Consider the following 16547-nt stretch of genomic DNA (forward strand, 5'->3'; position numbering starts at 1 on the left):
TCGCCGCCTACAATCGCCGCCCGGTCTTGACGTCGAACAGATGAGCACAGGCGCGGTCGATCTCGATCCGCATCTGCTCGCCCTGTTTCAGTGCCAGCCGCTCGCGGAAAAGGCAGGAGATTTCTTCTCCGGCGCAGTCGACCCTGGCAAAGATTTCCGAACCCGTTGCTTCCAGAAGCACGATCGTGCCGGGGATTCCTTTGGCGGTCGTCGCTCGGATGTGTTCGGGCCGGATGCCGTAGATGAGGTCGTCGCCGGGAATGTTGGTCAGGTCGATGCCTTCCGGCAGCGGCAAGATCAGTCCACCGGCGCTGCGGAAAACGCCTTCCTCGACATGGCCGCGAATGAAATTCATCGCCGGCGAGCCGATGAAGCCGGCAACGAAGAGGTTGGCCGGGCGATCGTAGAGATCGAGCGGCGCGCCGATCTGCTCGACAAGGCCGTCATGCAGCACGACGATCTTGTCGGCCATGGTCATGGCCTCGATCTGGTCGTGGGTGACGTAGATGGTGGTGGTTCCCAGCCGCTGGTGCAGCGCCTTGATCTCGCCGCGCATCTGCACGCGCAATTTGGCGTCGAGATTGGACAGCGGCTCGTCGAACAGGAACACCTGCGGGTCGCGCACGATGGCGCGGCCCATGGCGACGCGCTGGCGCTGGCCGCCGGAAAGCTGACGCGGATAGCGGTCGAGCAGCTTGTCCAGGCCGAGAATGCTGGCGGCCCTCCCGACGCGGCCGGCGGTGTCGGCCGGATCGGCTTTCTTGATCTTCAGGGCAAAGCCCATATTGTCGGCCACCGTCATATGCGGATAGAGCGCGTAGTTCTGGAACACCATGGCGATGTTTCGGTCGCGCGCCCTGAGATTGTTGACGACGCGATCGCCAATGGCGATCCTGCCGCCCGTGATCGTTTCCAGTCCGGCAATCATGCGCAGCAGCGTAGACTTTCCGCAGCCCGACGGCCCGACCAGGATGACGAATTCGCCATCGGCGATGTCGACGCTGACATCGTGGATGATCTTGGCGGCTCCGAAAGCCTTCTGAACGTTGTTGATTGTTACCGATGCCATTGGATTTCTCCCGGAAATGAGTCATGTCGGGGCCGTGCCTCAGCCGCCCTTGACGGCGCCTGCGGTCAGCCCGGCGACGATCTGCCTTTGCGCGAACAGGGTCAGCACCAGCACCGGCAGCGTGACCACAAGTGCTGCGGCGGCGAGCGGACCCCAGCTCACCTGCTCGTAGGAAAGCATGTTGTAGACGGCGACCGGCAGCGTGCGGGTCTCGCGGCTGGCGAGCACAATGCCGAAGACGAAATTGTTCCATGAGAAGATGATCGACAGGATGAAGGCGACGACAATGCCCGGCTTGGCGATGGGCAAGGCGACCAGCCGGAACACCTGCCAGGAACTGGCGCCATCGATGTTGGCCGCTTCTTCCAGCTCCATCGGCGTGGTCTCGAAATAGCCGATCATCACCCAGACCACGATCGGCACCGTCACCACCAGATGGATGATGATCTGCGGCCACAGCGTGCCGAGAATGCCGACCCACTGGAACAGCAGGAACAGCGGAATGAGATAGGAAAGCCCCGGCGTCATGCGGGCGATCATGATGACCACCGCCGAGCGTTCGGCCTTGAGCCGCGCGATGCCATAGCCCGCCGGCACGCCGATCAGCAGCGCCAGCAACGTTGCCGTGCCCGTCACCAGAACCGAATTCCAGAAATAGAGCAGGAAATTGTTCTCCTCGAATACCTTCACATAGTTCGACCAGGCGAGATGTTCCGGGATCAGGATCGGCGGGTAGGCACCGTTGTCGATCTCGAACTTCAGCGACAGCGAGATCATCCAGAGGAAGAACAGGATCGCCGGCGAGACGAAGACCAGAGCCGCGAAAAACAGCCCGATCCGGTTGAGCAGCCGTGAACTCATCTATTTGCCCTCCACCCTGATCCATTGGGAGCGCTGGCGGAGCATCAGCAGGATGAAGGACAGCGCGACGATGACGATGAAGAACACCACGGCCATGGCCGAGCCATAGCCGATGTCGTAGTAGGAGAAGGCGGTGTTGTAGAGATAGATGTTGATGGTTTCCGAGGCCGTGCCCGGTCCGCCCTGGGTCATCGCGTAGATGATGTCAAAACTCTTCAGCGCATCGATGGTGCGGATGATCATGGCGATCATCAGGAACGGCGCGATCATCGGCAAGGTGAGATAGCGGAACTGCTGCCAGGCGTTGGCGCCGTCGATCTCGGCGCTCTCGAAGGGCTCGCGCGGCACGGAGGCCAAGCCGCCCAGCACGATCAGCATCACCAGCGGCGTCCACTGCCAGGTCTCGACCGCAACCAGGGACGGGATGACCGTCCTTGCGTTAAAGATCCATTCCTGCGCCGGAATGCCGACCAGCGACAACAGATAGTTGAGCACGCCAAGCTGGGGATGGAACATCATCGTCCAGACCAGCGCCACGGCGACTGGCGTTGCCATCATCGGCATGACGAAGACGCCGCGCAACAGGCCGCGCAGCGGAAATTTGGCGTCGAAGATCAGCGCCGCGACAGTGCCAAGGAACATCGGCGCCGCGACCGAAAGCGCCGTGTAGGTCAGCGTATGGAAAAGCGATTCCCAGAAGCGTTGGTCGACTGCCAGCCGCAGGTAATTTTCCATCCCGGCAAAGCTTCGCGCCTGTCCGAGGGTCCAGCGGTTGACGCTCATCCACAGCGTGAAGGCCCAGGGAAAGACGATCACGGCGCCGACGACGACGAGCGCCGGGACGACGAAAGGCCAGTAGTTGGGAGCCAGACGGATGGTCTGGCCCCCTTCGATGGCTTGCGTCGTCACCCCGGTGCGTTCTGGGGTGATGGCGGACATCAGCCTTGCTCGCTCCGGTCGAGCACCGGCTGGAACTGCTCGGTGGCCTTCTTCAGTTCCTCTGCCGGATCGGCGCCGGCGATCAGATTGGTCAGCGCCACGCCATAGATGTCGCGGAACTCGGTGACCGGAATGATGACCGGCAGCGACAGCCGGCTGACATTGCCCGAGCCGACCACGGCATCGAGCCAACTCGCCGGCATGGTGACGCCTTCGCGCACCTTGGGGTCTTCCAGCACCGACTTGCGGAACGGCACGCCGGCGCCAGCCTGCAGCAGGCGCGCACCCATCGCAGGCGAAATCGCCCACTGGCAGAACAGATAGGCAGCTTCCTTCTTCTCGCTGGTGGCCGTCACGCCGAGGCCGTCACCAAAGGTGCCCGCGGCATGCGCCTTGGGGCCCTTGGGCATGACGCCGTAGCCGACCTTGCCGAGCACACGCGACTTTTCCGGATTTTCCATCGGCGGGGCAAAGCCGACGCCATCGAACCACATGCCGATCTTGCCTTGCAGGAAGGCGGACTGGGCTTCGGCCCAGTTGAATCCGGTGACGCCTGGAGGCGCCGACTTGGTCATCAGCCGCTGGTAGAGGCTGGCGGCCTCGATCGCCTCGGGCGAGGTCGTGCGCAGCTTGCCCTTGTCATCGAGCGGCGTCATGTCGTAGCCGAGCATCAGCGACGTCCATACCGGCGTGTTGGCGTTTTTCAGGCCGCGGGCGACAAAGCCGTAGGTGTTGGTCGACGGGTCGGTCAGCGCTTCGGCGGCCGCCACCAGTTGCTCGAAGGTTTCAGGGTATTTGAGGCCCTTGGCCTCGAACAATTCCTTGTTCCAGTAGACGATCCAGTAATCCACCGAGAACGGCAGCGAGCGCAGCACGCCCTGGCCGTCCTTGGCAAACAGCATGCCGGCATCGGCGAAATCGGTTTCCACCAGCGCAGGATCGGTCAGGGTCGGGTCAGCGAGATAGCCTGATATGTCGGCCAGCCAGTCGCCCTTTTCGAACTGGCGCTTCTGCACGTGGTAGCTCAGATGCACGACGTCGAAGCTCGGTTTGCCGGAGCTCAGTTCGATCACCGTCTTCTGGCGCTGCTGCTGTTCCGGCGTCGCTTCGGCATTGACCTTGATCCCGGTCAGTTCCTCGAACTCGGCGATGTATTTTATCAGCGTGTCGCTGCGCGGGCTTTTCACCAGATTGACGTCAAGCGTCGTTCCCGCAAAGCGCTTCCAGTCGACGCCGGCGGCAAAGCTTGGGCGAACGCCCGCAAAGCCGGCGGCGGCAAGCGCCGCGGTTCCCTGAAGCAGTTGCCTCCTGGTTGGGTTGAACAGATTGCACGACATTTCTTCCTCCCGGTTGTTGTCGTTATCGATTGCATCGCGGACCGCGGTGCGGCTCAGGTTTCCTCAGATCTGCAGCGCCAGCCGGCGCGCCTTGTCGATATGCAGACTGATCGCCTCGACCGCCTTCCCTGGATCGCGGCTCTCCATGGCTTCGATCACCGCCAGGTGCTCGCGCATCACCGGCACGACGCGCCCGTCGATACGGAACCGCTCCTGGTGGATCAGGCGGATCTTCACCGAATTGACCAGATAGGCCTTGGCGATGATCTCGTTGCCCAGCGCATCGATGAACGTGTCGTGCATGGCCCAGTCGATGGTCTGCGCCTTGGCCTCCATCTCCGGCGTCGGGGTCTGCGCAAGCGCCTGGGCATGCATGTCCTCATGCTCGCGCCGCAAGCGGGCAAGCTCGGCATCGGAGGCGCTGACCGTAAACAGCGCCACCGCTTCACGCTCCATGAACAGGCGGAACTGAAAGGCCTCGCGGATCAGGCTGATATCTATATGGGCGATCTGCATGCCGCGCTGCGGAATGGTCGTCAGCAGTCCTTCCGCCTCGAGACGCGGCACGATCTCGCGAATGGCGCCGAGCGGCAGTCCGGTGAAGGCAACCAGCTCACGTTGCGACACGAACTGGCCTGGCTTGAAGTCGCGCGCCAGCAAATGCCGCGTGAAGCTGGCATAGGCCTTCTCCCTGAGGGTGGTCGGTTCGTTGCCGTCTTCCATTTCGGCGCGCTTCCTTTTGCCGGTCAGGCCGGTTCCCTGGCAAACAAGCTGTCATAGGCTGAGGCAAGCTGCTGCTGCCCTTGCAACGCGATCGGCTCCAGCGGCGGACGGACCGCCAGCCAGCGCTCGTCGCCGGTCTTACGCGCCACCATCACCTTTACCGCCGGGGTGACCGGATATTTGAGCAATTCGAGCACAAAACTCTCGACGCGAGGATCGTCGCGCCCGTCCTCGGCCATGGCGCGGATTTCGCCCGGGACGAAATTGGCCATGCCCGAGATTGCGCCTTGAGCACCCAGTCGCACCGCACGCGCCAGATGCCTTTCATCGCCGATCAGGATCACCAGATCGCCATGGGCGGCAAGCAGCGCCTCGCTGTAGCTCCAATTTCCACCGGAATCCTTGACCCCGGCGACCACGTCGGGAAAAGCAGTGCGCAACCGGCCGATCAGGCCAAGCGAAAGCTGCACCATGGTAACCGAAGGGATGTTGTAGAGCAGCACGTCACGGGCGAGGGGGCCGAGCGCGGCAAAGACGGCGGAGAACCAGCCGAAAAGGCCGTCCTCGCCGACATTCTTGAAGTAGCTCGGCGGGGCCAGCAGAATGTTTCGGGCGCCTCGCTGCAAGGCATGCTGTGCCTGTTCGGCGGCGTCTTCGGCGGCGTCGACCAGCACGCCGGCAACGAGTTGATGCGGCAGGATTCCAGCAGCCAGCATGGCCTCGGTCACCGACCGCCGCTCCGTCGTGCCCACCGATGCGCCTTCCCCTGTGGTGCCGAAAAGCGTCACGCTGCCGCAACCCTGCGCCAGGCAACTTTCGGCCTGAGCGATCATGGGGGCGGTGGCGATCTGCCCGCGGGCATCGAAAGGCGTGGCGAGAGCGGCCGAAAGGCCAAAGCGTGATGTCACCGGAAGGTCTCCGAAGCAGGTATGTATGCTGTGCTAGCACACTAACATGTTAGTCGTAAATTGGGGTGGTGCGCTTTTTTTAACAGCGGAGGCCCCCCACCTTTTTTATCGAGAGGTTCACGGGTTCAAGCCATGGCGGATCGAGACCATTGGCGAAACAGCAGGATGGCCCAGTGTTCGGGCGCGGAGCGGCAGCTCCAACCTTGTCCCCATCCCAGTCGATGGCTAAACTCAGCCTTTCCCAGGGGAGGTTCTGACATGACACTTCAGCTTTCGGCGGATGCTGTCGCTCCTAAGGCGGCGGCGCCTCAAAAGTACCTCTTCGGCCCGGTCGCCGATTTCCTCATGCTGGGCGGCAGCGCGTTTCTCATCCTGCCGGTGCTGTTTCTCGTTCCGCTCGAATATGAGGGTCCGGTGGCCGCAACGATGGTGATCGTTGCCTATCTCGTGAACTATCCCCACTTCGCCCACTCCTACCAGCTTTTCTACCGCAATTTCGGGCGCAAGGTGACGGGCGACGGCTACGACAGGAGCCTGCAGCTTCGCTACATCTTCGCGGGCATTGTCGTGCCCCTCGCCATGGCCGGGTTCTTCGCCTATGGCGCGGCGGCGGCGAACACGCGCCTGCTCGGCTATGCCACCAACGCCATGTTCTTTTTTGTCGGTTGGCACTACGTCAAGCAGGGCTACGGCATGCTGATGGTGGATGCGGTGCTGAAGCGCAAATTCTTCAACGACCGCGACAAGAAGGTGCTGCTGGTCAACTCCTATGCCGTGTGGATCCTGGCATGGCTGCAGACGAATACGGCGGTCACCCAGGGCAAATATTATGGCCTGGACTATTACACATTCGCGGCCCCTTCCTGGATTACCGACATCGGCGTGCTGGCGGCCGTTGCGTCGACGACGGCCACGCTCTTGATGCTGGTCAATCGTTGGCGGAAGAACGGCGGCGGCCTGCCCTATAACGGTTTGGTGGCCTATGTGGCGTCGCTCTATCTCTGGATCTTGATTGCGCGCGTAAACCCGCTTTGGCTGCTGATCGTGCCCGCGCTCCACTCGCTGCAGTATCTCGCCGTGGTCTGGCGCTACCAGACGAACGTCGAGCGCGACAGTTCCGATGCCGAAAGCGATCCGCAGCCGAAAATCCTGTCCTTTCTCGGCCCCCTCTACAGGTTTCGGCTCGTCGGCTTTATCGTCGGCGGCACGGCCCTTGGCTATCTCGGCTTCTGGCTGATCCCATCCGCGCTGACGGCCTTGATTCCCTATGACAGGCAAGTGCTGGGGTCATCGCTGTTCTTCTTCATCGTGCTGATCTTCATCAATGTGCATCATTATTTTCTGGACAATGTGATGTGGCGCCGAGGCAATCCGGAGGTATCGAAGTATCTGTTCCGCTGACTGATGCGCAGACTGTCGAGCCCGGTTTTCGTCAGCTGTCGAGTATGCCATTGCGAGCGTGATCGTCAGTGCAACGGAGAGCCCTGGAATGGCGGAGTGCTTTTCCGAGAGCCGCCTGGAAAAATACCCTGCGGTGGCATCTGTACCGGCGTTGGCGCCGCCGGCGTGACCCTCGACGCGTGAGTTGCGGCCGACGTGCGGCGGGATCGGCTGGAACGTCACGAAACCAGTGAGACATTGCCGCCGGCATGGCGCTCGATGCGGCCGGCAAGGTCGAGTTCCAGCAGCACCATGGAGACTTGCGCGGCGTTGAGGCCGGTGTGGCGGATGATCTCGTCCACGCCCACCGGCGTTGGGCCTAGCACTTCGAGCACGCCGCTGCGTTCGTCCTCACCGGGCGGGGGAGTTGCCGAAAAATCGGGTGCCTTTTCTGGCGGCGCAATGCTTCGCGTTCGCGTGCCCGCCAAGGGTGCGATCGCACCGGAAACATCGGCCGCCTCGGTGACCAGGGTGGCGCCGTCCTTGAGCAGGCCGTTGGAACCGGCGCAGCGCGGATCGAGCGGCGAACCCGGCACGGCAAAGACCAGCCGGCCCATCTCGCCGGCCAGGCGCGCGCTGATCAGCGAGCCGGAGCGTTGCGCCGCTTCGATCACCACCAGTCCGAGGGCGGCGCCCGCGACAAGCCGGTTGCGGCGCGGAAAATCCTGCGCCCGCGGCTGCCAGCCGAACGGCATTTCCGAAATAACGGCGCCGCCACGCTCGGCAATGTCGTCGCACAAGCCGATATTTTCGGGCGGGTAGGGGACATCGAGCCCACCGGCCAGCACACCCACTGTACCAGTCGAGAGACTGCCCTGGTGTGCTGCCGTGTCGATGCCGCGCGCCAGGCCGGAAACGATGACGTAGCCGTCGCGGCCAAGATCCGCTGCCAGCATGCGCGCCATCTTGATGCCGGCGAGCGACGCGTTGCGGGCGCCGACGATGGCCACCGCCGGCAGGCGAAAGACGGCTGCCTCGCCCTTCACGGCAATCAGCGGCGGCGGATTGTCCATGTTTTTCAGCATCGGCGGGTAGTCGGCCTCGCCGATGCCGACGAAGCGGGCGCCGTTTTCACTGGCTGCGTCGAGTTCCGCTTCGGCTTCCTCCACGGAAGGAATGCGCATGATCCTTTTGGCTCCGCCCGAAATCATCAGCTCGGGCAGCATCTCCAACGCCGCCTCCGCCGAACCAAAGCGGTTGATCAATTCGCGAAACGAGGCCGGGCCGACATTTTGTGTGCGGATCAGCCGCAGCCAGCTCAGCCGCTGCCGGTCGCTGAGGCGCGGCCCGGCGGCGGGCTTGCTCAACCCTTGGCTCCGATCTTGCCTTCGGTGCCGGCAAGAAGGCGCGAAATGTTGGCGCGATGTTTGAAGATGACGATCAGGCTCATCACCAGGAACAGCCCGGCGGTCTCAGGTGTGCTCCAGAAATAAAGCGCGATCGGCACGATGACCGCCGCCGTCAGCGCTGCCAGCGAGGAATAGCGAAACAGAAAAGCCATCGCCAGCCAGACGACGATAAAGATCAGCGCCACATGCCAGCCGAGCGCGATCAGCACGCCGAGATAGGTCGCCACGCCCTTGCCGCCCTTGAAACCGAGCCAGACCGGAAACAGATGGCCAAGGAAGGCGCCAAGGCCCGCCCAGAGTCCAAGGCCGGCCCACAGTCCGTAGTCGTGTCCAAAATGGCGCGCGATCATCACCGCCGCCGTACCCTTCAACGCGTCGAGCACCAGCGTCGCGGCGGCGAGGCCCTTGTTGCCGGTGCGCAGAACGTTGGTGGCGCCGATATTGCCGGAGCCGATTTTGCGCACATCGCCGAGGCCGGCCGCGCGGGTGATCAAGAGGCCGAAGGGAATCGAGCCGAGGAGATAGCCGAACAGCAATGCCAGGATAACGTTATAACTCATTGTTTGCCCCCGCATTTCCCCAGCAACATATCGGTCTGCGACGTGGCGCGATCGCTCTAGCTCGAAAACACTGTGCGGCCCGCCACCAGCGTTTGCAAGACCATGCCTTGCAGCCGCGCACCTTCGAAGCAGGTGTTTTTCGAGCGCGAGCGGATGCCGCTTTCACTCACGATCCAGGGTTCTTCAAGGTCGATCAGCGCAAGATCGGCCGGCGCTCCCGGCTTCAGCGTGCCGCCCGGCAGGCCGAACAGCCTTGCTGGTGCGGTGGACAGTGTTTCGACCAGCCGAAGTAGCGGCACGTCGCCATTGTGGTAGAGCCGAAGCGCTGCTCCAAGCAGCGTCTCCAACCCGATCGCGCCGGCAGCTGCATCGGCGAAGGGAAGGCGCTTGGTGTCGACATCCTGCGGGTCGTGCGAGGAGACGATGATGTCGATCGTGCCGTCCTTGACCGCCTCGATCATGGCCAGCCGGTCTTCCTCTGCGCGCAAAGGCGGCGTCAGCCGGAAGAAGGTGCGGTATTCCCCGACATCGTTCTCGTTCAGCGACAGATTGTGGATCGCCACGCCCGCCGTGACATTGGCCTTGTCGGCTTTCGCGCGCGTCATCGCTTGCGCTGCCATCGCCGTCGAGATCTTGGCCGCGTGGTAGGCGCCGCGCGTCAGCCGTGCCAGCGCCAGGTCGCGCTCCAGCGGGATAGACTCGGCCTCGCGCGGAATGCCGGCAAGGCCGAGCCAGCTGGCATACAGGCCTTCATTCATCACGCCCGCCGAAGCGAGGTCGCCATCCTGTGTCTCATGTGCGATGACGCCGCCGAAATCGCGGGCATAGGTCAGCGCCCGGCGCATCACCAGTGCGCTGGATATTGTGTGCCGCCCATCGGTGAAGGCGACCGCACCGGCCTCGCGCAACAGGCCGAATTCGGTCATCTCGCGACCGGCGAGGCCTTTGGTGATCGCCGCCGCCGGAAAGATGTTGACGCTTGCCGTGTCCCGGGCGGTGCGCAGCACGAATTCGACCAGCGCGACATTGTCGATCACCGGGTCGGTGTCGGGCATCATGACGACGGAGGTGACGCCGCCGGCCGCCGCCGCAACGCTGGCCGAAGCGATGGTCTCGCGATGTTCGCCGCCCGGTTCGCCGATGAAGACGCGCGCGTCGATCAGGCCGGGAATGATCGCCTTGCCGGCGCAGTCGACCACGGTGGCTCCCGCCGGCAGGCCCTGGTTCAGGGCAGCCTTGCCGGCGGCAACGATCTTTTTCCCTTCGACGATGACGGTGCCGACCTCGTCGATGCCGCGTGACGGGTCGACGATGCGGGCGCGCTCAAAGACCGTCGTGCTCATGCGCCGCGGCCCTCTGCATTGCGGCGGGGATCGAGCAGCGCTTCCATGACCGCCATGCGCACGGCCACCCCCATCTCGACCTGTTCCTGGATGACGCTTTGCGGACCGTCGGCGATTTCGGACGCAATCTCGACGCCGCGGTTCATCGGACCGGGATGCAACACCAGCGCGCCGTCCTTGGCGGCCTTCAGCTTTTCGGCATCGAGGCCGAAATAGCGGAAATATTCGCGTACCGAAGGCACGAAGGCGCCTTCCATCCGCTCGCGCTGCAGGCGCAGCATCATCACCACGTCCGCGCCCTTGAGGCCCTCTGCCATCGAGCGCGAGACGATGACGCCCATTTTCTCGATGCCGGACGGTAGCAGGGTCGACGGCGCCACCACACGCACCTGCGCACCAAGCGCGTTCAACAGCATGATGTTGGAACGCGCCACGCGAGAATGCAGGATGTCGCCGCAGATCGCTACGATCAGTTTCGACAGCGGCCCCTTGGCGCGGCGGATAGTCAGCGCGTCGAGCAGCGCCTGCGTTGGGTGTTCATGCGCGCCGTCGCCGGCATTGACCACCGAGCAGCCGACCTTCTGCGCCAAAAGGGCGGCGGCGCCCGCAGACTGGTGGCGGATGATCAGGATGTCGGGGCGCATGGCGTTCAGCGTCATCGCCGTGTCGATCAGCGTCTCGCCCTTCTTCACCGAAGAGCTCGCCACCGACATGTTCATGACGTCGGCGCCGAGCCGTTTCCCGGCCAGTTCGAACGACGACTGCGTGCGCGTCGAGGCTTCGTAGAAGAGGTTGATCTGGGTGCGGCCGCGCAGCGTCGAGGTCTTCTTTTCGGACTGCCGCGAAATGGCGACGGCGCGATCTGCCCGGTCGAGCAGAAGCTCGATGTCACCGGGGGAAAGATCGCGGATGCCCAGAAGATGGCGGTGAGGATAAAGCGGCAGGGACGAAGCGTCGGTCATCTCAAGGCGCTGCTATAGGGGGGAGAATTCCTTGCCGCAAGCGCCAGCTTGGGATTGCGGCCTTTCTCCCCGGTATTTTCGTCGCGCGCGCCGCCTGCCTTGGGCTATATCTAGCCGATTGCTTCGGATTCGAAGCCTTGTGATGTGAGGCCTTTCTTGCGTTAGAAGGCCCTTCTACTTTCAGAAGGATTGGGCGTGACCGACGACGTGACCAACCAGCCTCCGCCGCTGACGGGCGGCAACGCCTGGCGGGGCGATCCGTTGCTGATCCAGCTTGCCGAGCGTTTTTCCGATCCGGTGCGCAAGGACCTCGACGGGCTTGGCCGGTTCGTCCTGACGCAGGAGGCGCAGGAGCTGGCGCGCCTCGCCAATGTTGAGACGCCGAAGCTCCGCACGCATGACCGTCAGGGCCGGCGCATCGACCTCGTCGAATTCCATCCGGCCTATCATGCGCTGATGCGCCGCTCGGTTGCCGGCGGCCTGCATTCCTCGATCTGGGAAAACGGCGATAGCGAGATCGGCCGTCGCCATCAGGTGCGCGCCGCGCGTTTCTACCTGACCGCCGAACTCGAGACCGGGCATCTCTGCCCCATCACCATGACCAGCGCTTCGCTGGCCGCCCTGATGGCCAGCCCAAAGCTGTTTCGCGAATGGGCGCCGCGCGTGACGACGCGCAAATACGACCAGAGCCAAAAGCCGCCGGTCGACAAGGCCGGGCTGACGCTCGGCATGGGCATGACCGAAAAGCAGGGCGGCACCGACGTGCGCGCCAACACCACACGGGCCGAACGCGCCGGCAGCGGCTTTTATCGCCTCACCGGCCACAAATGGTTCATGTCGGCGCCGATGTCGGACGCTTTTCTCGTGCTTGGACAGGCGCCGGAAGGGCTTTCCTGTTTTCTCGTCCCGCGCATCCTCGGCGACGGTTCCGGAAACGGCTTCCGCTTTCAGCGGCTGAAGGACAAGCTCGGCAACCGCTCCAACGCCTCATCGGAGGTAGAGTTCGTCAACGCCATCGGCGAGATGGTCGGCGAGCCCGGCGCCGGCATAAAGACAATCATGGACATGGTCACGCTGACCCGGCTCGACTGCGCCGTCGCCTCGTCGGCAATCATGCGAGCGGGGCTGGCTGAGGCCGTGCATCACGCCCGTCACCGCCAGGTGGCCGGCTCGACGCTGATCGAACAGCCGCTGATGCAGCGCGTGCTGGCGGACATGGCGCTCGATGTCGCCGCCGCCACGGCACTCTCGTTCCGACTGGCGCGCTCCTTCGACGAGGCTGCCGGCGACCGCGGCGAGGCTGCTTTTGCCCGCGCCATGACCCCGGTGGTCAAATACTGGGTCTGCAAGATCGCGCCGCCACTGCTCTATGAGGCGATGGAGTGCCTCGGCGGCAATGGCTATGTCGAGGAAGCGCCGCTCGCCCGCTACTACCGCGAAGCCCCGGTCAATGCGATCTGGGAGGGCTCAGGCAATGTCATGGCGCTCGACGTGCTGCGCGTGCTCGGCCGCGCGCCCGGCCTGTTCGAGGAGGTGCTGGCCGGCATCGACCGCGATCTCGGCGCCGGCGGACGCGGAACCATTGGCGTGCTCAAGGCGGCCATGCAGGTCGCCGGCACCGATGAGGGGTCGGCCCGCCTGCTGACCGAACAGCTGGCGCTGTCGGCGGCAGCTGCGGAATTGCGCCGGCTGGGGGCAGGGCGGATTGCGGACGCCTTCGTCGAGACGCGGCTCGCCGGCCAGTGGCGCAACACCTATGGCATGCTCGATTCGCGCCACGATGCGCGCATGATCATCGACACGCTCTATCCGCCGGTGAATTGAGGGCCTTCCGCCAGGCCGTGAACGAATTTGCCTGCCTGTGGACAGCCGTTAACCTTAACGAATGGTTTCCGTTGCAGCCGCAGGCCGCAGACCCCACTGTCTTTGTCACCAAAGCAGGAATGCCATGCGGCACATTTTGACGTCCTTTCTGGCCTTGCACTGGGCGCTGGTTTTCGCCCTGCTGGCGTTCATCTGTGTCGATGGAAACCGCGGCGTTGCGGGCGCTCTGGGCGTGCTCGGCGTCGTCGTGGAAAACACTCGTCTGGCCGATCTCGACAATGCTGCCGTCGTGGCGCCGCTGGCCATCGCCTTGCTGGTCGTGGCGGTGCTGTTTTGCTGGGTCTTCGTCGAGAGCCTGGTTAACGCCGCGGCGAGCCCGGACGGAGCCGACAGTGTGGCGCGGACCGCCTTCATTTCGGCATCCGCGGTGTTGTCGCTCATCCTGATCGGCGGCGCAGCGCGAGGCATCAACGGCCTGTTTTTGGTTGTCGCCGTGCAATTGGCGGCACTTCTGGCCTCCTATGTCGCCATGCTGGCCGAGCGGAGGTCGGTCTTCGCTGTCATGGTTTCTCGGGAGGCAGAGAGCCGCGCCACCGCCCATGCCATGGCCAAGGGTGCCGCGCACGGCTCCTTGCTGTCGCGCATTTCCGGCCGTCCGGACATTGGTCCCAGCGGTCGCAGAGGCGGCTCCAGCCGCAGGGACGGTCACTGATGCGCACGCTGTTCGCATTGTGGGCGACGCCACTCGCTCTGTTCTGGGGCTGGTTCTTCCTGTCGCTCAACGACATCAATTTCGGCTACGTCATGCTCAGCCGGCAGCTGCATGATTTCGTGTTCCAGCTCTACGGGCAGATGCTGGGCATCGATCCGGCGATCATTCCGGGCATGGTGGCAAGGGCCTGCGTCTTTGACGGCTTCCTGCTGATGGCATTGTGGGCGTTTCGCCGCCGCCGCAACATCACGGCCTGGGTCAGGCGGCAGGCGGGGAATCCGGTTCCGTCCGATCGCGTGGGTCAAGCGACTGGAGCCGGTCCAGAACTCCCTGCAGAATAAAGGCCGCAGCCGCCGAATCGATCTTGCCGGCGCGCTTTCGGCGCGAGAAATCCATCTCGATCAGCGTCCGCTCCGCCGCCACCGTCGACAGCCGCTCGTCCCACAGCACGAAGGGCAGGTCGGTTATGCCTGCCATGTTGCGCACGAAGGCGCGCGACTTCTGGGCGCGGGGACCTTCCGAGCCGTCCATGTTGATGGGGAGACCGAGTACAAACGCGCCGACATTGTCCTTCTGCAGCTGGGCGAGCAGCGCTGCCGCATCCAGCGAAAACTTTTTACGCAGGATGACAGGGCGCGGATGGGCAAAGGACAGGCCGCGGTCGGAAACGGCGACACCGATCGTCTTGTCGCCGAGGTCGAGTCCGGCCAGCGTCCTGCCGCCCTCCAGCCGTGCCGGCAGATCCTCGATTGCTATGATGCCCAACGGCTTTCCCCAACCAGCTTTACCGTGACCCAGTCTTAACCGTGACCCAGACTTACCGTGACCCAGACTTGCCGTCACAAAGAGCGCGACACGTTCTTTTGAACCGCGAGCACACTATGTCACTTTAATTTTGCTGCCGGCGTTCTATCTTCCGGCGCAACCAAAATCGAGGAACACGATCGATGAAATTGACCTGGTACGGACATTCCGCCTTCCGCGTCGAGACATCAGGCGCGACCATCCTGATCGACCCCTATCTCGTCGGCAACCCATCATGGACGAGCGGCTGGGAGGGGCCGGCGGAAGGCGTCACCCATGTGCTTCTGACCCACGGCCACAGTGATCATGTCAGCGGCGCGGTGGAGGTGCTGAAGAAGAGCGGCGCCCAGCTGGTCGCCAATTACGAGATCTGCATGTACCTGGTCGGCAAGGGCGTCGACGGCAAGAAGATCAATCCCGGCAATCATGGCGGCACCGTCGATTGCGGTGCCTTCACCACCACATTCGTGCAGGCACTGCATTCCTCGTCGTTTGGGCTCGATGGCGGCCAGAACGTCTACCTCGGCAATCCCAACGGGCTGGTCCTGCATTTCCCGGAGGACAAGACGCTCTACCATATGGGCGACACCGACATCTTCTCCGATATGGCGCTGATCGAGGAATTGCATGAGCCGAAGATCGGCGTCGTGCCGGTCGGCGACCGCTTCACCATGGGCGGCGCGGTGGCGGCCCTGGCCTGCCGGCGCTTCTTCCACTTCGACACCGTCGTGCCATGCCACTTCGGCACCTTCCCGATCATCGACGCGACGGCGGAGAAGTTCGTGGCCGGCCTCGAAGGATCAGGTGTCGACGTAGCCTTGCCAGCCATCGGCCAAACGATCACACTATAGAGCGATCGTTGAAACGATCCCTTGTCGCAAAGGGGAATTAAACCATGGGTTTGAGAGAGACTCTTTGCGTTTCGATGCTGGTCGCTGCGTCGCCCGCATCCGCCGCCGAGGACTTCATCAAGGGCGTTTACCTCCAGACCCAGGAGCTTTGCGCGCAAGCCAAAAAGGACACGCTGCAGACGCTGATTGACACCGGCAATGTCATCTTGTCGGCGGACGGCCTGCAAAGCGTCGAGTATAATTGCGAGTTCGTCCAGGTCACCAAGGCGACGCGCTCGCCGAGCTGGGCGGTCACTGCCATCTGCCAGGAGCCGGGCTTTCTCTTTCCCGATATACTGTCGATCACGCAGATGAACGCGACCCAAATCGACATCGTCTCGGTGCGCCCGACCGCCGACGAAGGCGAGCAGGCCGGCAATGGCGGCAGCTATTATCTGTGCGAGGGTGTATCGCTGCCCTAGGCTGAAATGCCGCCCTGGCATGAACGGGCTCTATCCCCAAGCACGATCGATGTTGCGCGGCACGCGCCACGCCGCTATAGCGCCATCTGGTTTTCCCAAAGGCTAAAGACATGTCCGTTGATCTGCAAACTGTGAAGCGCGTCGCGCGTCTCGCCCGCATTGCGGTGAGCGAGGAGGATGCCGAGCGCATGACCGGCGAGCTGAACGCCATTCTGGGCTTTGTCGAGCAGCTGAACGAGGTCGATGTCTCCGGCGTCGAACCGATGACATCGGTGACCCCGATGGAGATGAAGAAGCGCCAAGACATCGTCACCGACGGCAACAAGGCTGCCGATATCGTCGCCAACGCGCCGGCCACTGACGAGAATTTCTTCCTCGTGCCGAAGGTCGTGGAGTAGCTGGCC

Annotated in this window: 18 protein-coding genes; 7 read left to right on the forward strand and 11 right to left on the reverse strand. The window is 63.4% G+C overall.

Features of this window, described 5'->3' with window-relative positions:
• Positions 1 to 7 precede the first annotated feature (7 nt).
• From NKK50_RS13995 to NKK50_RS14020, 6 genes are all read right to left on the reverse strand, one after another.
• Positions 8 to 1069, reverse strand: a complete 1062-nt coding sequence (locus NKK50_RS13995) for an ABC transporter ATP-binding protein (RefSeq protein WP_352543564.1) — start codon at positions 1067 to 1069, stop codon at positions 8 to 10.
• A gap of 39 nt (positions 1070 to 1108) precedes the next feature.
• On the reverse strand, positions 1109 to 1930 hold the full coding sequence (locus NKK50_RS14000) for a carbohydrate ABC transporter permease (protein ID WP_023700756.1): 822 nt from the start codon (positions 1928 to 1930) through the stop codon (positions 1109 to 1111).
• Positions 1931 to 2869: a carbohydrate ABC transporter permease gene (locus NKK50_RS14005; RefSeq protein ID WP_023745128.1), complete on the reverse strand. Its 939-nt coding sequence runs from the start codon at positions 2867 to 2869 to the stop codon at positions 1931 to 1933.
• Positions 2869 to 4206, reverse strand: coding sequence for an ABC transporter substrate-binding protein (locus tag NKK50_RS14010; RefSeq protein WP_352543565.1), 1338 nt, complete (start codon positions 4204 to 4206; stop codon positions 2869 to 2871). Before NKK50_RS14010 ends, NKK50_RS14005 begins: the two co-directional genes overlap by 1 nt.
• A gap of 63 nt (positions 4207 to 4269) precedes the next feature.
• The gene (locus NKK50_RS14015) at positions 4270 to 4929 is read right to left on the reverse strand and encodes a GntR family transcriptional regulator (RefSeq protein WP_023706209.1); all 660 of its coding nucleotides are present in this window, start codon (positions 4927 to 4929) and stop codon (positions 4270 to 4272) included.
• Positions 4930 to 4952: 23 nt separating this feature from the next.
• Complete coding sequence (locus NKK50_RS14020; protein ID WP_023745126.1) at positions 4953 to 5837, reverse strand: dihydrodipicolinate synthase family protein; 885 nt, start codon at positions 5835 to 5837, stop codon at positions 4953 to 4955.
• Between the two features lie 258 nt (positions 5838 to 6095).
• Between NKK50_RS14020 and NKK50_RS14025 the strand changes: the two genes are divergently transcribed.
• Positions 6096 to 7238: a hypothetical protein gene (locus tag NKK50_RS14025; protein ID WP_023745125.1), complete on the forward strand. Its 1143-nt coding sequence runs from the start codon at positions 6096 to 6098 to the stop codon at positions 7236 to 7238.
• Between the two features lie 218 nt (positions 7239 to 7456).
• Here NKK50_RS14025 and dprA read toward each other — a convergent pair whose 3' ends face one another.
• Genes dprA through NKK50_RS14045 form a run of 4 tightly spaced genes read right to left on the reverse strand, consistent with a single transcriptional unit; the run spans position 7457 to position 11491 of the window.
• Complete coding sequence (gene dprA / locus NKK50_RS14030) at positions 7457 to 8584, reverse strand: DNA-processing protein DprA (protein WP_023730138.1); 1128 nt, start codon at positions 8582 to 8584, stop codon at positions 7457 to 7459.
• The gene (gene plsY, locus NKK50_RS14035) at positions 8581 to 9186 is read right to left on the reverse strand and encodes a glycerol-3-phosphate 1-O-acyltransferase PlsY (RefSeq protein WP_023696534.1); all 606 of its coding nucleotides are present in this window, start codon (positions 9184 to 9186) and stop codon (positions 8581 to 8583) included. The genes dprA and plsY overlap by 4 nt, the downstream gene beginning before the upstream one ends.
• A 56-nt stretch (positions 9187 to 9242) precedes the next feature.
• Entirely contained in the window at positions 9243 to 10529 is a 1287-nt protein-coding gene (locus NKK50_RS14040) for a dihydroorotase (protein WP_023706213.1), read from the reverse strand.
• Positions 10526 to 11491: an aspartate carbamoyltransferase catalytic subunit gene (locus tag NKK50_RS14045; RefSeq protein ID WP_023834122.1), complete on the reverse strand. Its 966-nt coding sequence runs from the start codon at positions 11489 to 11491 to the stop codon at positions 10526 to 10528. The genes NKK50_RS14040 and NKK50_RS14045 overlap by 4 nt, the downstream gene beginning before the upstream one ends.
• Positions 11492 to 11686: 195 nt before the next feature.
• Between NKK50_RS14045 and NKK50_RS14050 the strand changes: the two genes are divergently transcribed.
• The 3 genes from NKK50_RS14050 (at position 11687) to NKK50_RS14060 (ending at position 14368) form a co-directional block, all read left to right on the forward strand.
• Positions 11687 to 13315 carry a DNA alkylation response protein gene (locus NKK50_RS14050; RefSeq protein ID WP_023670993.1) on the forward strand — a complete coding sequence of 543 codons (1629 nt, stop codon included), beginning with the start codon at positions 11687 to 11689 and terminating at the stop codon, positions 13313 to 13315.
• 124 nt (positions 13316 to 13439) lie between these two features.
• Positions 13440 to 14027 carry a hypothetical protein gene (locus tag NKK50_RS14055; RefSeq protein ID WP_023670994.1) on the forward strand — a complete coding sequence of 196 codons (588 nt, stop codon included), beginning with the start codon at positions 13440 to 13442 and terminating at the stop codon, positions 14025 to 14027.
• A complete protein-coding gene (locus NKK50_RS14060; RefSeq protein ID WP_023752219.1) occupies positions 14027 to 14368 on the forward strand; it encodes a DUF6105 family protein in 342 nt (113 codons plus the stop codon). The genes NKK50_RS14055 and NKK50_RS14060 overlap by 1 nt, the downstream gene beginning before the upstream one ends.
• Here NKK50_RS14060 and ruvX read toward each other — a convergent pair.
• Complete coding sequence (gene ruvX / locus NKK50_RS14065) at positions 14286 to 14792, reverse strand: Holliday junction resolvase RuvX (RefSeq protein ID WP_023724364.1); 507 nt, start codon at positions 14790 to 14792, stop codon at positions 14286 to 14288. The genes NKK50_RS14060 and ruvX overlap by 83 nt on opposite strands.
• A gap of 182 nt (positions 14793 to 14974) precedes the next feature.
• Here ruvX and NKK50_RS14070 point away from each other — a divergent pair, with 182 nt between their 5' ends.
• The 3 genes from NKK50_RS14070 to gatC all read left to right on the forward strand — a co-directional run bounded on the left by NKK50_RS14070 (position 14975) and on the right by gatC (position 16541).
• Positions 14975 to 15682, forward strand: coding sequence for a metal-dependent hydrolase (locus NKK50_RS14070; RefSeq protein ID WP_023834120.1), 708 nt, complete (start codon positions 14975 to 14977; stop codon positions 15680 to 15682).
• Between the two features lie 44 nt (positions 15683 to 15726).
• On the forward strand, positions 15727 to 16143 hold the full coding sequence (locus NKK50_RS14075) for a hypothetical protein (protein ID WP_023670998.1): 417 nt from the start codon (positions 15727 to 15729) through the stop codon (positions 16141 to 16143).
• Between the two features lie 110 nt (positions 16144 to 16253).
• Positions 16254 to 16541 (forward strand): Asp-tRNA(Asn)/Glu-tRNA(Gln) amidotransferase subunit GatC, encoded by a 288-nt coding sequence (gatC, locus tag NKK50_RS14080; protein WP_023670999.1) that lies wholly within the window; start codon positions 16254 to 16256, stop codon positions 16539 to 16541.
• Positions 16542 to 16547: the final 6 nt, after the last annotated feature.

It is taken from the genome of Mesorhizobium sp. M0001, from assembly GCF_040324255.1.
Classification (GTDB): Bacteria; Pseudomonadota; Alphaproteobacteria; order Rhizobiales; family Rhizobiaceae; genus Mesorhizobium.